Source organism: Pseudomonas sp. ICMP 8385, assembly GCF_002699915.1.
GTDB lineage: Bacteria > Pseudomonadota > Gammaproteobacteria > Pseudomonadales > Pseudomonadaceae > Aquipseudomonas > Aquipseudomonas gessardii.
This window is the reverse complement of record NZ_LKBY01000101.1, coordinates 39,063-54,532: the sequence shown is the minus strand read 5'-3', so window position 1 is coordinate 54,532 and position 15,470 is coordinate 39,063. Positions and strand designations below refer to the sequence as shown.

General features: G+C 60.7%; 14 protein-coding genes. 5 read left to right on the top strand and 9 right to left on the bottom strand.

Features of this window, described 5'->3' with window-relative positions; all coding sequences use genetic code 11:
* Positions 1-9: 9 nt before the first annotated feature.
* A complete protein-coding gene (locus AO268_RS15525) occupies positions 10-390 on the bottom strand; it encodes a COG4315 family predicted lipoprotein (RefSeq protein ID WP_076965075.1) in 381 nt (126 codons plus the stop codon).
* Between the two features lie 152 nt (positions 391-542).
* Here AO268_RS15525 and phoB point away from each other — a divergent pair, with 152 nt between their 5' ends.
* The 3 genes from phoB to AO268_RS15505 all read left to right on the top strand — a co-directional run bounded on the left by phoB (position 543) and on the right by AO268_RS15505 (position 4,200).
* The gene (gene phoB / locus AO268_RS15520) at positions 543-1,232 is read left to right on the top strand and encodes a phosphate regulon transcriptional regulator PhoB (protein WP_076965076.1); all 690 of its coding nucleotides are present in this window, start codon (positions 543-545) and stop codon (positions 1,230-1,232) included.
* An 81-nt stretch (positions 1,233-1,313) separates the two neighbouring features.
* The gene (gene phoR / locus AO268_RS15515) at positions 1,314-2,600 is read left to right on the top strand and encodes a phosphate regulon sensor histidine kinase PhoR (protein ID WP_257154400.1); all 1,287 of its coding nucleotides are present in this window, start codon (positions 1,314-1,316) and stop codon (positions 2,598-2,600) included.
* A gap of 259 nt (positions 2,601-2,859) precedes the next feature.
* The gene (locus AO268_RS15505; RefSeq protein WP_076965078.1) at positions 2,860-4,200 is read left to right on the top strand and encodes a hemolysin family protein; all 1,341 of its coding nucleotides are present in this window, start codon (positions 2,860-2,862) and stop codon (positions 4,198-4,200) included.
* A 29-nt stretch (positions 4,201-4,229) separates the two neighbouring features.
* On the opposite strand, the gene AO268_RS15500 is transcribed toward AO268_RS15505, so the two are convergent.
* From AO268_RS15500 to AO268_RS15465, 8 genes are all read right to left on the bottom strand, one after another.
* On the bottom strand, positions 4,230-4,907 hold the full coding sequence (locus tag AO268_RS15500) for a M23 family metallopeptidase (RefSeq protein ID WP_076965079.1): 678 nt from the start codon (positions 4,905-4,907) through the stop codon (positions 4,230-4,232).
* Positions 4,908-4,972: 65 nt separating this feature from the next.
* On the bottom strand, positions 4,973-5,272 hold the full coding sequence (locus tag AO268_RS15495; RefSeq protein WP_076965080.1) for a helix-turn-helix domain-containing protein: 300 nt from the start codon (positions 5,270-5,272) through the stop codon (positions 4,973-4,975).
* A gap of 282 nt (positions 5,273-5,554) precedes the next feature.
* Positions 5,555-6,454 carry a response regulator gene (locus tag AO268_RS15490; protein ID WP_076965081.1) on the bottom strand — a complete coding sequence of 300 codons (900 nt, stop codon included), beginning with the start codon at positions 6,452-6,454 and terminating at the stop codon, positions 5,555-5,557.
* A 167-nt stretch (positions 6,455-6,621) separates the two neighbouring features.
* On the bottom strand, positions 6,622-7,383 hold the full coding sequence (gene phoU / locus AO268_RS15485; protein WP_099169186.1) for a phosphate signaling complex protein PhoU: 762 nt from the start codon (positions 7,381-7,383) through the stop codon (positions 6,622-6,624).
* 70 nt (positions 7,384-7,453) lie between these two features.
* Entirely contained in the window at positions 7,454-8,287 is an 834-nt protein-coding gene (gene pstB / locus AO268_RS15480; RefSeq protein WP_029289934.1) for a phosphate ABC transporter ATP-binding protein PstB, read from the bottom strand.
* A 139-nt stretch (positions 8,288-8,426) separates the two neighbouring features.
* Positions 8,427-10,097 carry a phosphate ABC transporter permease PstA gene (gene pstA / locus AO268_RS15475; protein WP_099169185.1) on the bottom strand — a complete coding sequence of 557 codons (1,671 nt, stop codon included), beginning with the start codon at positions 10,095-10,097 and terminating at the stop codon, positions 8,427-8,429.
* A gap of 15 nt (positions 10,098-10,112) precedes the next feature.
* Positions 10,113-12,398: an ABC transporter permease subunit gene (locus AO268_RS15470; RefSeq protein WP_076965084.1), complete on the bottom strand. Its 2,286-nt coding sequence runs from the start codon at positions 12,396-12,398 to the stop codon at positions 10,113-10,115.
* A 233-nt stretch (positions 12,399-12,631) separates the two neighbouring features.
* A complete protein-coding gene (locus tag AO268_RS15465) occupies positions 12,632-13,618 on the bottom strand; it encodes a phosphate ABC transporter substrate-binding protein PstS (RefSeq protein ID WP_038444526.1) in 987 nt (328 codons plus the stop codon).
* Positions 13,619-13,891: 273 nt separating this feature from the next.
* Here AO268_RS15465 and AO268_RS15460 point away from each other — a divergent pair, with 273 nt between their 5' ends.
* Both AO268_RS15460 and AO268_RS15455 read left to right on the top strand, forming a co-directional pair.
* Positions 13,892-14,950, top strand: coding sequence for a helix-turn-helix domain-containing protein (locus AO268_RS15460; protein WP_076965085.1), 1,059 nt, complete (start codon positions 13,892-13,894; stop codon positions 14,948-14,950).
* The gene (locus AO268_RS15455; protein ID WP_076965086.1) at positions 14,947-15,447 is read left to right on the top strand and encodes a nucleotide-binding protein; all 501 of its coding nucleotides are present in this window, start codon (positions 14,947-14,949) and stop codon (positions 15,445-15,447) included. Before AO268_RS15460 ends, AO268_RS15455 begins: the two co-directional genes overlap by 4 nt.
* The last annotated feature ends 23 nt before the right edge of the window (positions 15,448-15,470 follow it).

Genomic DNA, 15,470 nt, shown 5'->3' with positions numbered 1-15,470 from the left:
AGTTGTGGCCTAGGGCTTGGCGACCTTCCAGGCGCCATCCATTTTGCCATCACCCGTCGCAACGCCGCCCTTCTTGTCGGCAATGAAGGTGTACAACGGCTTACCGTCATAAGCCCACTGACTGGTGTTGTCGTCACGGGTGATGACGGTCCACTTGCCCATCGGCTTATCGGTGGACTCGGCCTTCAACGGCGGCCAGTTGGTCGCGCACTTGTCATTGCACATAGACTTGCCGTCGGCATCCTTGGCAAAGGTATAAAGCGCCATGCCCTTGTGGTCCACCAACATCCCGTCTTTAGTCATGGCGGGGTCTGCCGCGACAGCCAGTGCTGGCAGCGTCAACGCCACCGTGACCAGCAGGGCTTTCCAGGAAAAAGTACGTTGACTCATCGGAACCTTCCTTTTGCGGTTGCCAGGATTCGGACCCAAAGCGTAGTTCAGGACCCGGCCGATTGCGCAGGCCAGTAAAATACTGTCACACGACTGCAATAATTCCGTTATCTAATGCGGCGCAAGACAGTTAAATGACAAGAGGACTTAGCATGGTTGGCAGGAGCATTCTGATCGTTGACGACGAAGCGCCCATTCGCGAAATGATCGCCGTTGCGTTGGAAATGGCCGGCTATGACTGCCTGGAGGCAGAGAACTCCCAGCAGGCCCACGCCATTATCGTCGACCGCAAGCCGGACCTGATCCTGCTGGACTGGATGCTGCCCGGCACCTCCGGCATCGAATTGGCCCGGCGCCTCAAGCGCGATGAGCTGACCGGGGATATCCCGATCATCATGCTCACCGCCAAGGGCGAAGAGGACAACAAGATCCAGGGCCTGGAAGTCGGTGCCGATGACTACATCACCAAGCCATTTTCCCCACGGGAACTGGTTGCACGCCTGAAGGCCGTATTGCGCCGCGCCGGCCCGACCGATGGCGAGGCCCCGATTGAAGTCGGCGGCCTGGTGCTGGACCCCATCAGCCACCGCGTGACCATCGACGGCACGCCGGCCGAGATGGGCCCCACCGAATACCGCCTGTTGCAGTTTTTCATGACCCACCAGGAACGCGCCTATACCCGCGGGCAATTGCTGGACCAGGTGTGGGGCGGCAACGTGTATGTCGAGGAGCGCACCGTGGACGTGCATATCCGCCGCCTGCGCAAAGCCTTGGGCGATGCCTATGAGAACCTGGTACAAACCGTGCGCGGCACCGGGTATCGGTTTTCAACCAAGGGTTGAGCCAACCCTACCCAGACTTAACAGCCGACAAGGACGCATGTTCAAGTGAACCAAAACTGGCATGGCACCCTGATCCGCCACATGCTCCTGCTGGTCACCGGCTGCCTGTTGGTGGGCCTGATCAGCGGCTATTACGGCTGGAGCCTGGCCATTGGCCTGGGCCTCTACCTGGGCTGGACCCTCAAGCAATTGCTGCGCCTGCACGACTGGCTGCGCCAGCATAAACCCGATGAAGCGCCACCCGACGGCTATGGCCTGTGGGGCGAGGTGTTCGACAGCATCTATCACCTGCAACGCCGCGACCAGCGGGTGCGTGGCCGCCTGCAGGCGGTGATCGACCGGGTCCAGGAGTCGACCGCCGCGCTCAAGGACGCGGTGATCATGCTCGACAGCGACGGCAACCTGGAATGGTGGAACCGCGCCGCCGAGACCCTGCTGGGCCTCAAGACGCCCCAGGACAGCGGCCAGCCGGTGACCAACCTGGTACGCCATCCGCGCTTCAAGGAATACTTCGAGCAGGACAACTACGAGGAAGCCCTGGAAATCCCGTCGCCCACCAATGACCGGGTGCGCATCCAGCTGTACCTCACGCGCTATGGCAACAACGAACACTTGATGCTGGTGCGCGACGTGACCCGCATCCATCAGCTGGAACAGATGCGCAAGGATTTCGTCGCCAACGTCTCCCACGAGTTGCGCACGCCCTTGACGGTGATCTGCGGCTACCTGGAAACGCTGCTGGACAACGTCGAAGAGGTCAACCCGCGCTGGAGCCGTGCCTTGCAGCAGATGCAGCAACAAGGCTCACGCATGCAGACCCTGCTCAACGACCTGCTGCTGCTGGCCAAGCTGGAAGCCACCGACTACCCCTCGGACAACCACCCCGTGGCCGTACAGAGCCTGCTGCAGACCATCAAGAACGATGCCCAGGCCCTGTCCGGCGAGCGCGGCCAGCACATCACCCTGGAAGCCGACCCGACGGTGCTGCTCAAGGGCAGCGAGGGCGAGTTGCGCAGCGCCTTTTCCAACCTGGTGTTCAACGCCGTGAAGTACACCCAGGACAAAGGCACGATCCGCATCCGCTGGTGGGCCGACCAGCAAGGCGCGCACCTGAGCGTGCAGGATTCGGGGATTGGTATCGACAGCAAGCACTTGCCGCGCCTTACCGAGCGTTTCTACCGCGTCGACTCCAGCCGCAACTCCAACACCGGCGGCACCGGGCTGGGCCTGGCGATCGTCAAGCATGTGCTGTTGCGCCACCGGGCCCGCCTGGAAATCAGCAGCGTACTGGGCCACGGCAGTACCTTTACCTGCCACTTTGCGCCGACCCAGGTCAGCCGTTCGCAAGCCATCGCGGTGAAGGATTAATCTGAAAATACCCCCCCACCTCCTGTGGGAGCTGGCTTGCCTGCGATAGCATCACCTCGGTGCATCTGTAAGACCTAGGCGCCTGCATCGCAGGCAAGCCAGCTCCCACATAAGCCCAATGCAGCAGGCATTCACGGATCCACCCGGCAGCCGCCACTAGGCAAGCGCCCCGTCAGCCGCTACATTGCCTGACTTGTGCCCGCCCTTGAGGCACTGCCATCACCCCTTTTTGAACACACGGAACCCGCAAAACCCCATCATGGACCCTTCCCCTGGTATCACCCTCGCGACACTCTTCGCCGATTTCGGCATGATTCTTTTTGCACTGATCCTGGTACTGCTCAACGGTTTCTTCGTTGCGGCGGAATTTGCCATGGTCAAACTGCGCGCCACCCGGGTCGAGGCGATCGCCCACACCAATGGCTGGCGCGGGCAGATCCTGCGCACCGTCCACAGCCAGCTCGACGCCTACCTGTCGGCGTGCCAGCTGGGTATCACCCTCGCCTCCCTGGGCCTGGGCTGGGTCGGTGAGCCGGCCTTCGCGCACATCCTGGAGCCGCTGCTGGGCGCCATGGGCGTCGAATCGGCCGAAGTGATCAAGGGCGTGTCGTTCTTTGCCGCCTTCTTCGTGATTTCCTACCTGCACATCGTGGTCGGCGAGCTGGCGCCCAAGTCCTGGGCCATTCGCAAGCCCGAGTTGCTGTCGCTGTGGACGGCGGTGCCGCTGTACCTGTTCTACTGGGCCATGTACCCGGCGATCTACCTGCTCAACGCCAGCGCCAACGCGATCCTGCGCATCGCCGGCCAGGGCGAGCCCGGCCCGCACCACGAGCACCATTACAGCCGCGAAGAACTCAAGCTGATCCTGCACTCCAGCCGTGGCCAGGACCCCAGCGACCAAGGCATGCGCGTGCTGGCCTCGGCCGTGGAAATGGGCGAGCTGGAAGTGGTGGACTGGGCCAACTCCCGGGAAGACCTGGTGACCCTGGATTTCAACGCCCCGCTCAAGGAAATCCTCGCGCTGTTCCGCCGCCACAAATTTAGCCGCTACCCGGTGTACGACGCCGTGCGCGGTGAGTTTGTCGGCCTGCTGCATATCAAGGATTTGCTGCTGGAACTGGCGGCCCTGGACCATATCCCCGAGTCGTTCAACCTGGCCGAGCTGACCCGCCCGCTGGAGCGCGTGTCGCGGCACATGCCGCTGTCGCAATTGCTGGAGCAGTTCCGCAAGGGCGGCGCGCACTTTGCCCTGGTGGAGGAAGCCGACGGCAATATCATCGGCTACCTGACCATGGAAGACGTGCTGGAAGTGCTGGTGGGCGATATCCAGGACGAACACCGCAAGGCCGAACGCGGCATCCTCGCCTACCAGCCGGGCAAGCTGCTGGTGCGTGGCGACACGCCGCTGTTCAAGATCGAGCGCCTGCTGGGCATCGACCTGGACCACATCGAGGCCGAAACCCTCGCCGGCTTGATCTACGACACCCTGAACCGGGTGCCGGAAGAGGAAGAAGTCCTGGAAGTCGAAGGCCTGCGGATCATCATCAAGAAGATGAAAGGCCCGAAAATCGTGCTGGCCAAGGTGCTGATGCTCGACTAAGCCCTTTGTAGGCGTCGGCTTGCCGGCGCCTACAGGCCCGACGCAAAGTTGGGCAAGGCCTGTACCGGCTGCGTGAACTCATACGGAATCGATACCCACCCCGCCCCCGTATCGCGCTGCACCACAAAATGCAGGTGTGGCCCGCTGCTGTTGCCGGTATTGCCCGACAGCGCCAGCGGGCTGCCCACGCCCACCCGCTGCCCGTCCCTGACGCTGACCGAACCCTGCTTGAGGTGCAGATACACGCCCTGGGTGCCGTCATCGTGCAGCACCCGCACAAAGTTGCCCGACGGGTCACTGCCACGTCCCGATTGGCTGTTCTCGGTCTTCACCACCACCCCGCCCCGTGCCGCGATGATCGGCGTGCCCTCGGGCATGGCAATGTCCATGGCGTAGCGGCTCTTGACGTCAGAATGACTGAACGTGCCGCCAGGGCCCTGGGTCAGGCGGAACGGACCGCCGCGCCAGGGCAAGGGATAGCGCTGGAACGGTGCAGGCCGCAGATGACGGGCAGGCTGGGGATCAAGCCCCTGGCGCTTCTGCGGCGCGACCCGGCGCTCCTGGAACACAAACGCCTGGGCGCCGGGGGTCTTCTGGTCACTGAAAAACACCACGCCACGGGCATCGGTGGAACGATAGAGGGTCATGGCCAGGGTCGATGAAGCGACCGTACACAGGCCACAAAACAGCAAAAAACGCACAAGCATGGGAGAAACCTGCAGGGTATGACTGAACGGCAGGCTAGCAAGGGTTCATGACAATGTTGTGTGAGTCAGGCGAGTTGCGCCGAGCAGCAAATATCTACGTCCATATCGGCGGCAGCGGACAAATTGACCAAGGCATCCAGGGAGAACTTGTCGATCTTGCCACTGAGTACATCGTTGAGTCGTGGCTGGCTTATGTGCAGGCGCTGGGCCGCGTCCTTCTGGGACAGCTCCCAACCGCGAATAGTCTTGCACAGCTCCAGCAACAGTTTTGAGCGCAAACGCATGTTCGCGGCCTGCTGGGGGGTGTCTTCCAGGGCATCCCAGACACTGCTGAAACGTTCGGTGTTTAGCGTTTGGGCTGTCACTTAGCCTAACTCCTGCAATCTGGCGCGCGCGGAAACGACTTGAGATCCTTGAGCGAGCTTCCCACAAACACCACATCCTTGTGCCTTGGCATTCACTTCTCCCTTCCTGGAAAGAAAAAGCGTAATCGACGATTCAGCCAACGGCGGTAGTTGTGTGTTGCAAGGCATGGCGGACACTCGATAGCACCGAAGCGCTACCGAAAAATTATATCGGAACCGATATAAATCAAGGCGCACGCCGAGAATCAGACAACTGGTCGATCCACGGCGTTTTTGGGAAGGTCACGCACCCGGCACAAAATGCTTCTGCGCCGTACCCCGGGCGATCAGGCGGGAGATGTAGTCGAGCTTCTGCGCATCCTGGTCGACAAAGCGGAAGGTCAGTTGCAGCCAGTCGCTGTCGGGGCGTGGTTCATAGGCGACAATGGCATGCAAATAGCCATTGAGGCGGGCGGTCTCGGCGTTCTCGCCTTGCTCAAGGTCCAGCACCGCGCTTTCCAGCACCTGGGGCAGGACGTCGCCACGGCGCACCACCAGCAACGCTTCCTTGATGCTCAGGGCCTTGATCACACATTGCTGGGTGCCACTGGACAGGCGCAACTGGCCCTGGCCACGACCGCTGGTGGCCGAGGGGGCTGCCGCGGCCTGCACGGGCGGGGTGCTGAGCAAGCCTTTGCTCGGCGCGGCCACCGGGGCCGGCTTGACCGCTTCGGGCTTGCCGCCGGTCAGGGCGCTGAGGGAGTCGTTGCCAAAGGCCGAGTTCATCTTGGTCGGCGCGCTGGCCAGCAAGGCGTCGAGGCGACCGATCTTGTTCAGGGCCTGCTTGACCTTGTTCAGCAACTGTTCGTTGGTGAAAGGCTTGCTGACGTAGCCGGAAACGCCGGCCTGGATGGCCTGGACTACGTTTTCCTTGTCGCCGCGGCTGGTGACCATGACAAACGGCATGGTTTTGAGTTGCGGTTGCTCACGGCACCAGGTCAACAATTCCAGGCCGGACATTTCCGGCATTTCCCAGTCGCACAGCACCATGTCGAAGGTTTCGCGCATCAGGATGGCCTGGGCCTTTTTGCCGTTTACCGCATCTTCAATCCTGATGCCGGGGAAGTAGTTACGCAGGCACTTCTTCACCAGGTCGCGAATAAACGAGGCGTCATCCACCACCAATACACTGACTTTACTCATCGACCCTTCATCCTCTCAAAACCCCGGCAAGCAAAATGCTTAACTGATGGCATCTTGCCAAAAACTCGTCAGTCACGCCGGGACTTTATGGCAGCCCGCAGCGCAAAACTCTACGCCACAAACGCAAACGCCCGACCAGAGGTCGGGCGTTTATTTCTCGGGCAATCTTACTTATCGTCAGATTCTGCCGGAACATTAGGGATTTGATTGGCCGTGCCTTCAACTTCGGCCTTCATGCGCTTGAGGCCCATGTGCCGTACGTCGGTGCCGCGCACCAGGTAAATCACCAATTCCGAGATATTGCGCGCGTGGTCGCCGATCCGCTCCAGGGAGCGCAGCACCCAGATGATGCTCAAGACCCGCGAGATAGAGCGCGGGTCTTCCATCATGTAGGTCGCCAGCTCACGCAGGGCGGTCTTGTACTCGCGGTCGATGATCTTGTCGTACTGGGCCACCGACAACGCCAGGTCGGCGTCGAAGCGCGCAAAGGCATCCAGCGCGTCGCGCACCATGTTGCGCACCTGGTCGCCGATGTGGCGCACTTCGACATAACCACGCGGCGCTTCGCCTTCTTCGCACAACTGGATGGCGCGACGGGCGATCTTGGTGGCTTCGTCGCCGATACGCTCCAAATCGATCACCGACTTGGAAATGCTGATGATCAAACGCAGGTCGGACGCCGCCGGCTGGCGACGGGCGAGAATGCGCAAGCATTCCTCGTCGATATTGCGTTCCATCTGGTTGATCTGGTCATCGATCTCGCGCACTTGCTGGGCCAGGCCCGAGTCGGCCTCGATCAGCGCGGTCACCGCATCGTTGACTTGCTTCTCCACCAGCCCGCCCATGGCCAGGAGGTGGCTGCGCACTTCCTCAAGCTCGGCGTTGAACTGCGCGGAGATGTGGTGGGTAAGGCCTTCTTTGCTAATCATGTTGGCGTCCTTGGAGCGTCCGGTAAGGTGCGGAGAACCGCAGCGTCAGTGCAATCAGAACCACAGCTTCCTAGCCGTAGCGACCGGTGATGTAGTCTTCGGTCTGCTTCTTCGCCGGATTGGTGAACAGGGTGTCGGTATCGCCGAACTCCACCAGTTTGCCCATGTACATGAACGCGGTGTAGTCGGAAACCCGCGCCGCCTGTTGCATGTTGTGGGTCACGATGACGATGGTGAACTTGGACTTGAGTTCGTAGATCAGTTCTTCGACTTTCAGTGTCGAGATCGGGTCGAGTGCCGAGCAGGGTTCGTCGAGCAGCAGCACTTCCGGCTCCACGGCGATGGTCCGGGCAATCACCAGACGCTGCTGCTGGCCGCCGGACAGGCCGAGGGCCGACTCGTGCAGGCGGTCCTTGACCTCGTCCCACAGCGCCGCGCCTTTAAGGGCCCACTCGACCGCTTCGTCGAGGATGCGCTTTTTGTTGATGCCCTGGATGCGCAGGCCATAGACCACGTTTTCGTAGATGGTCTTGGGGAACGGGTTGGGCTTCTGGAACACCATGCCCACCCGGCGACGCAGCTCGGCCACGTCTTCGCCCTTGCGGTAGATGTTGCTGCCGTAGAGGTTGATCGCGCCTTCCACACGGCAACCGTCCACCAGGTCGTTCATGCGGTTGAAGGTGCGCAGCAGCGTGGACTTGCCGCAGCCCGACGGGCCGATAAAGGCGGTCACGCGTTGCTTGGGGATGTTCATGCTGACGTCGAACAGTGCCTGTTTTTCACCGTAGTACAGGCTCAGGCCCGGGACTTCGATGGCCACGGTTTCTTCAGCCAGGCTCAGGCTCTGCTTGTCGCGACCCAGGGCTGACATGTTGATGCCGTGGGAATGGGTTTCATGTTGCATGGGATGCTCCCTGTGCTACCAATTCGTTGTGTGGGAGGGGGCTTGCTCCCGATAGCGGTGTATCAGAAACACATGTGCTGGCTGGCACACCGCTATCGGGAGCAAGCCCCCTCCCACATTTAATCCGCGTTCACTTCAATTAACTGTCCAGTGCCTTGTACTTTTCGCGCAGGTGGTTACGAATCCATACCGCCGACAGGTTCAGCGTGGCGATCACCAGCACCAGCAGGAACGCAGTGGCGTACACCAGCGGGCGGGCGGCCTCGACGTTGGGGCTCTGGAAGCCGACGTCGTAGATATGGAAGCCCAGGTGCATGATCTTCTGGTCCAGGTGCAAGTACGGGTAGTTGCCGTCCAGCGGCAGCGACGGCGCCAGTTTCACCACACCCACCAGCATCAGCGGCGCCACTTCACCGGCGGCGCGGGCCACGGCCAGGATCATGCCGGTCATCATCGCCGGGCTGGCCATGGGCAGGACGATTTTCCACAGCGTTTCCGCCTTGGTCGCACCCAGGGCCAGGGAACCTTCACGCACGGTGCGTGGGATGCGCGCCAGGCCTTCTTCGGTGGCCACGATCACCACCGGCACCGCCAGTAGCGCCAGGGTCAGCGAGGCCCACAACAGGCCCGGCGTACCGAAGGTCGGTGCCGGCAGGGCTTCGGGGAAGAACAGGCGGTCCACCGAACCACCCAGCACGTACACAAAGAAGCCCAGGCCGAACACGCCGTAGACAATCGCCGGGACGCCCGCCAGGTTGTTCACCGCGATACGGATGACACGGGTCAACGTGTTCTGCTTGGCGTATTCACGCAGGTAGACCGCCGCCAGCACGCCGAACGGGGTCACGATCATCGCCATGATCAGGGTCATCATCACGGTGCCGAAGATCGCCGGGAAGATCCCGCCTTCGGTGTTGGCTTCCCGTGGGTCGTCGCTGAGGAACTCCCAGACCTTGCTGACATAGAACCCCATCTTGGTCAGGGTGCCCATGGCGTTCGGCTGGTAGGCGTGCACCACATGGCCGATATTGATCTCAAGCTCTTTGCCGTTGGCATCGCGGGCCGTGAGGCTGTCGCGGTTGAACTGGGCATGCAGGTCGGTCAGGCGCGCCTCGACGGCCTGGTAACGCGCATTCAGCTCGGCGCGCTCGGCATCCATATCGGCCTGGGCGGCGGCGTCGAGCTGGCCGCTGAGTTCCAGTTTGCGGCCGTGCAGGCGGATCCGCTCAAGGCCCGCGTTGATCGCGCCAATATCGCGCTTCTCAAGAGTCTTGAGATCGGCCGCCAGCCTGTTCACCCGCTCAACCCGCGCCTGCAGCTCCGGCCAGGCCGCCTCGCCTTCGGCGATGACCTTGCCGTCCTGCTTGACGTTGACCAGGGTGCCGTAGAAGTTGCCCCACTCACGACGCTCGATGGCCATCAGCTCGGCAGGCGTGGTCTGGTTGGTCAGCCATTCGCCGACGATCCACGTGAAGTCATTGCCGTTCAAGTCACGGTTGCCGACCTTGATCAGCTCGCGGGTCATGAACTCCGGACCTTCGTCCGGCACCGGCAGGCCTGCGCTTTTCAGGCGCTCGCGTGGCACTTGTTCTTTCTGTACCACTTCGCCGATGACGATGTGGTTGGCCTGGCCCGGCACGTTGTAGTTGGCCTGGATCAGGTCGGCCGGCCAGAAGTGACCCAGGCCACGCACGGCAATCACAGCCAGCAAACCAATGGTCATGATGACCGCGATGGCCACCGCGCCACCGCTGATCCAGACGCCAGGGGCGCCGCTCTTGAACCATCCATTCAGGGAGTTCTGTTTCACAGACTTCTACCTTTCTTAAAGCGACGAGTATTTCTTGCGCAGACGCTGACGGATCAGCTCGGCGAGGGTGTTCATGATGAAGGTGAACAGCAGCAGCACCAGCGCCGAGAGGAACAACACGCGGTAATGACTGCCGCCCACTTCCGACTCGGGCATTTCCACCGCGACGTTGGCTGCCAGGGTGCGCAGGCCTTCAAACAGGTTCATTTCCATGACCGGGGTGTTACCCGTGGCCATCAGCACGATCATGGTCTCGCCCACCGCACGGCCCATACCGATCATCAGCGCCGAGAAAATCCCGGGGCTGGCGGTCAGCAACACCACGCGGGTCATGGTCTGCCATGGCGTGGCGCCCAGGGCCAGGGAGCCCAGGGTCAGGCCACGGGGCACGCTGAACACGGCGTCTTCGGCGATGGAGTAGATGTTCGGGATCACCGCAAAACCCATGGCCAGGCCAACGACCAGGGCGTTGCGCTGGTCATAGGTGATGCCCAGGTCGTGGGAGATCCACATGCGCATGTCGCCACCGAAGAACCAGGTTTCCAGGTACGGGCTCATGTACAGCGAGAGCCAGCCCACAAACAGGATCACCGGGATCAGGATCGCGCTTTCCCAGCCATCCGGCACCCGCAGGCGGATCGACTCAGGCAGGCGGCTGAAGACAAAGCCGGCGACGAGGATGCCAATCGGCAACAGCATCAGCAGGCTGAAAATCCCCGGCAGGTGCCCTTCGACATACGGCGCCAGGAACAGGCCGGCGAAGAAGCCGAGGATCACCGTCGGCATCGCTTCCATCAGCTCGATCACCGGCTTGACCTTGCGGCGCAGGCTCGGGGCCATGAAGTAAGCGGTGTAGATCGCCGCGGCAATGGCCAGGGGGGCGGCCAGCAGCATGGCGTAGAACGCGGCCTTGAGCGTACCGAAGGTCAGTGGCGCCAGGCTCATCTTGGGTTCAAAGTCGCTGTTGGCAGCGGTCGATTGCCAGACGTATTTAGGCTCGTCGTAGTTTTCGTACCAGACCTTGCTCCACAACGCGCTCCAGGACACTTCCGGGTGCGGGTTGTCGAGGGTCAAGGGCTGCAGCTTGCCGCCGGCTTCGACGATCACACGGTTGGCCCGTGGCGACATGCCGAAGAGGCCCTGGCTCTCGACCACCGGGTCCACCAGCAGGGTGCGGTGCGCGGTGCTGTGGAACACCCCGAACTGGCCGGCGGCATCCAGGGCAGTAAAGCCTTTGCGCCGCTCTTCCGCGGTGATTTCCACCACCGGCGTGGTGCCCATCTGGAAGGTACGGATCTGCTTGAGGTGTTGCTCGCCATCCGGGTCGCGGGCCATGAACCACTGGGCCAGGCCACCCTTGGAGTCACCGACGATCAGCGAAATACCGCCCACCAGCTGGGTGCTGGCGGTGATTTCGGCGCTGCCATCTTCCAACAATTTGTATCGACCGTTGAGGCTGTTGTCCCGCAGGCTGAACACATCGGCCAGGGCGCGACCGTTGATCACATACAGCCATTGCTGGCGCGGATCGACAAAGATCGCTTTAACAGGCTCGGTCATTTGTGGCAGGTCGATGCGTTTCTGCTCGCTGACCACTTCGCCGGTCATCATGTTTTCTTCGCGGCTCACCGACAGCACGTTCAGGTGCGAGCCGGCGGAACCGGCAACAATCAGCGAGGTGTCGGTGGCATTGAGGGCAACGTGCTCCAGCGGCCGACCGGCTTCATCGAGCACCATCGGCGCTTCGCCGTAAGGGTATTCGATCTCGGGCGAAATGGTCTTCTTGCCGTCCGGGTAGGACACTTTATAAGAGTGGCGGAACACCAGGGACTGGCCATTGGACAGGCCAAGGATCACCAGCGGGCTGCCTGGCTGGTCTTTACCGATGGACACCACGCTGGCGCCGGCCGGCAGGGCCAGGTCGACACGCTTGAGTTCCACGCCGCTGTCGACACTGAAGAACAACGCCTGGCCTTTGTCGGAAACCCGCATGGCGACCTGGTTCTGTTCTTCCAGGGAGATCAGCAACGGCTTGCCGGCATCCTGCATCCAGGCTGGGGTCAGGGCGTCGTCCTTGGTCAGGCTGGCACCCTGGAACAGCGGCGCGACCACATAGGCCAGGAAGAAAAAAATCAGCGTGATAGCGCCGAGGACGGCAAGACCGCCGACCAGTACGTACCAACGGGTCAGGCGGTCCTTGAGCGCGCGGATGCGGCGCTTGCGTTGCAGCTCAGGCGTATTGAAGTCAATGCGCTTGGGAGGAGAAGTCGTCGTCATGGTGGAATTGGCCAGATCATTCATGCGCACACCCTAGCGATCCTGTATGACAGAAAGATGACAATGCAGTGACGCAAAAAATCCGCCGCGTAGCAGAGCTGGCAGCGGACCGAAAAATTAGCGGTGTAGGCCGCTTGTTGTGGAAGCGGGCAGGCCCGCGATGGCATCAACGCGATTTCAATTTAAACCGTGTCGCCAGCATCGCGGGCCAGCCCGCTCCCACACAAGAGCATGCCTCTACACCAGGTAGTGCAGGCTTATTTGCCTTCTTTCAGACCCAGGTCAGCCAGTGCCTTGGCGGCAACTTTGGCTGGCAGTGGGATGTAGCCATCCTTGACGACAACTTCCTGGCCCTGTTTGGACAGAACCAGCTTCACGAACTCGGCTTCCAACGGGGCCAGAGGCTTGTTCGGGGCTTTGTTGATGTACACGTAGAGGAAGCGCGACAGCGGGTACTTGCCGTTCAGGGCGTTCTCTTCGGTGTCTTCGACGAACTCGCCGCCTTCTTTCTTGGCCAGGGCCACGGTTTTCACGCTGGCGGTCTTGTAGCCGATGCCCGAGTAACCAATGCCGTTCAGCGAAGAGCTGATGGACTGCACGACCGAAGCCGAGCCTGGTTGTTCGTTGACGTTTGGCTTGAAGTCACCTTTGCACAGGGCCTCTTCCTTGAAGTAGCCGTAGGTGCCGGATACCGAGTTACGACCGAACAGTTGCACTGGCTTGTTGGCCAGGTCGCCGGTCACCCCCAGGTCGCCCCAGGTCTTGGCATCAGCCTTGGCGCCGCACAGGCGAGTCGACGAGAACACGGCGTCGACCTGGGCCATGGTCAGGTGCTTGATCGGGTTGTCTTTGTGCACGAACACCGCCAGGGCGTCTACGGCCACCGGGATAGCTGTCGGCTTGTAGCCGTACTTCTGCTCGAAAGCCTGCAGTTCGTTGTCCTTCATCTTGCGGCTCATCGGGCCCAGGTTGGCAGTGCCTTCGGTGAGTGCAGGCGGCGCGGTGGAGGAACCGGCGGCTTGAATCTGGATGTTTACGTTCGGGTATTCTTTCTTGTAGTTCTCGGCCCACAAGGTCATCAGGTTGGCCAGGGTATCGGAACCGACGCTGGACAAGTTGCCCGATACACCAGTGGTCTTGGTATAGGCCGGAATTGCCGGGTCAACACCAGCGGCCACCGCGTGGGCAGTCGCAACGCCAGCAGCGACAAAAGTCATTGCCGCCATCAAACGCTTCAGTTTCATGCCTTACTCCTAGCAGATAGGGATAGTTGGATCGGGGCCAAGTATCGGTAGGCCGTGTGAACACTCTATGTCTGGAATATGACAATTAGATGAAAGGCCAGTATTGAGCGGAAGGTAACCCGGAATTTTCCGACAGATCTTTAGGGTTTTCTCTAGGAACCGCACTCACTAACCTCCGCACGTCGCTGTCAAAGACGCGACGTAACCAGCGGTCTGCCCCAGGTTGACAAAAAACAAGCAAAGCATAGTCTTGTCAACTTAAGGAGACCTCACATGATCAATGACCGAATCCGCCGCGCGAGGTTGTTGCGTGGCATGTCACTGGAGGCACTGGCGCTCAGTCTCGGCGACATCACCAAGCAAGGCCTGAGCAAGTATGAAAAAGGCTTGAGCACTCCGAACTCCCAGCGCCTTCTGCAATTGGCCAAGGCATTGGAGGTGAGCCCGGAGTATTTTTTTCGCCCCGAAGCCCTGCCACTTGCACCGCTGGAGTTCCGCAAACTGGCGAAAATGCCCCAATACCGCCAGGTGCAGGTTGAGGAGCAGATTCGCGAACACCTGGAGCGATACATTGCCCTGGAGGAGTGCTTCGATCCGCTGGATATCCAGACCGCCAGAACTCCACCACAGATGTTGTCCGTTACCTCTATAGAGGAGGCCGAATGGGCGGCCGAGGAGCTGCGCAAATATTGGGGCATCGGCGCAGACCCGATCGCCCATCTGACTGAGCAACTTGAAGAGCACGGTATCAAAGTGGTGATGCTCAATGGCCCGGATGATTTCGACGGTGCCTGTGCCGCGACCCATGGCGGCGAACATGTGCTGATCGCTCTGAACGCCCAAAGACCAGGCGAGCGCATTCGCTTCACTGCTGCTCATGAGTTGGGACACTGGGTCATGCAACTGCCTGATGAGATGCCCGAACGCGATAAAGAAAGCTGCTGCCACCGCTTCGCGGGGGCTTTTCTTTATCCAGCCAAAAGTGTCACTGGAGATTTCGGGAGCCATCAACGCTCACGCGTCCACCCTCGCGAACTATTGATTGCCAAACGCCAGTATGGGCTCTCGATGCAAGCGGCGCTCCGTCGCTTGAAGGACCTCAACCTGCTAGGAGAAAGCGGCTACAAATCCCTGATCATTCAGTTCAGCAGCAATGGCTGGCGTAAGGCAGAACCCGAGCAGCTCCCCTGCAAGCCGCCTCAGCGTTTTGAATCGCTAGTGTTCTGGGGCCTGGCAGAGGGCCTTATCACCAAGTCGCGAGCAGTTGAGTTACTGCGTCGTCCAATAAAGGCTCTGGACCCCAACTTTCTGGGCTCACTGGAGAGTGCATGAGCCTGATCTATATCAGCGATACCAATATCTGGATTGACTTCAGAAACGCGGGATTGCTGGAGCATATGTTCAGGCTGCCATTCACACTCTGCTGTACCGACTTCGTCATGCAGGAGCTTGAGGATTTTCCCCATGATGAACTGCTCGCTCAAGGACTGGTTGTCGAGTCATTTGACGAACACGGTGTGCAAAAGCTCTGGGGACTCAAAATCGAACACAACAACAGTTCCTTGGCTGACGTCTCCTGCTACCTGCTGGCACAGACGACCAAAAGACCCTTGTTAACTGGCGATGGGAAGCTCCGACGCCAGGCTATACGGGACGGGCTGCAAGTGCATGGTGCACTTTGGCTACTCGACCTTATGGTCGAGTATCAAGTGATCAATGTCAGCGATGCAGCAACGGCACTGGACACGATGCTGGAGGGAGGCGCTCGCTTGCCCGTATCAGAATGCCAGGCAAGACTTGCCACCTGGCGCCTACATAAAATCCGATGAGCACATCCGTGTGCATCCTTTAC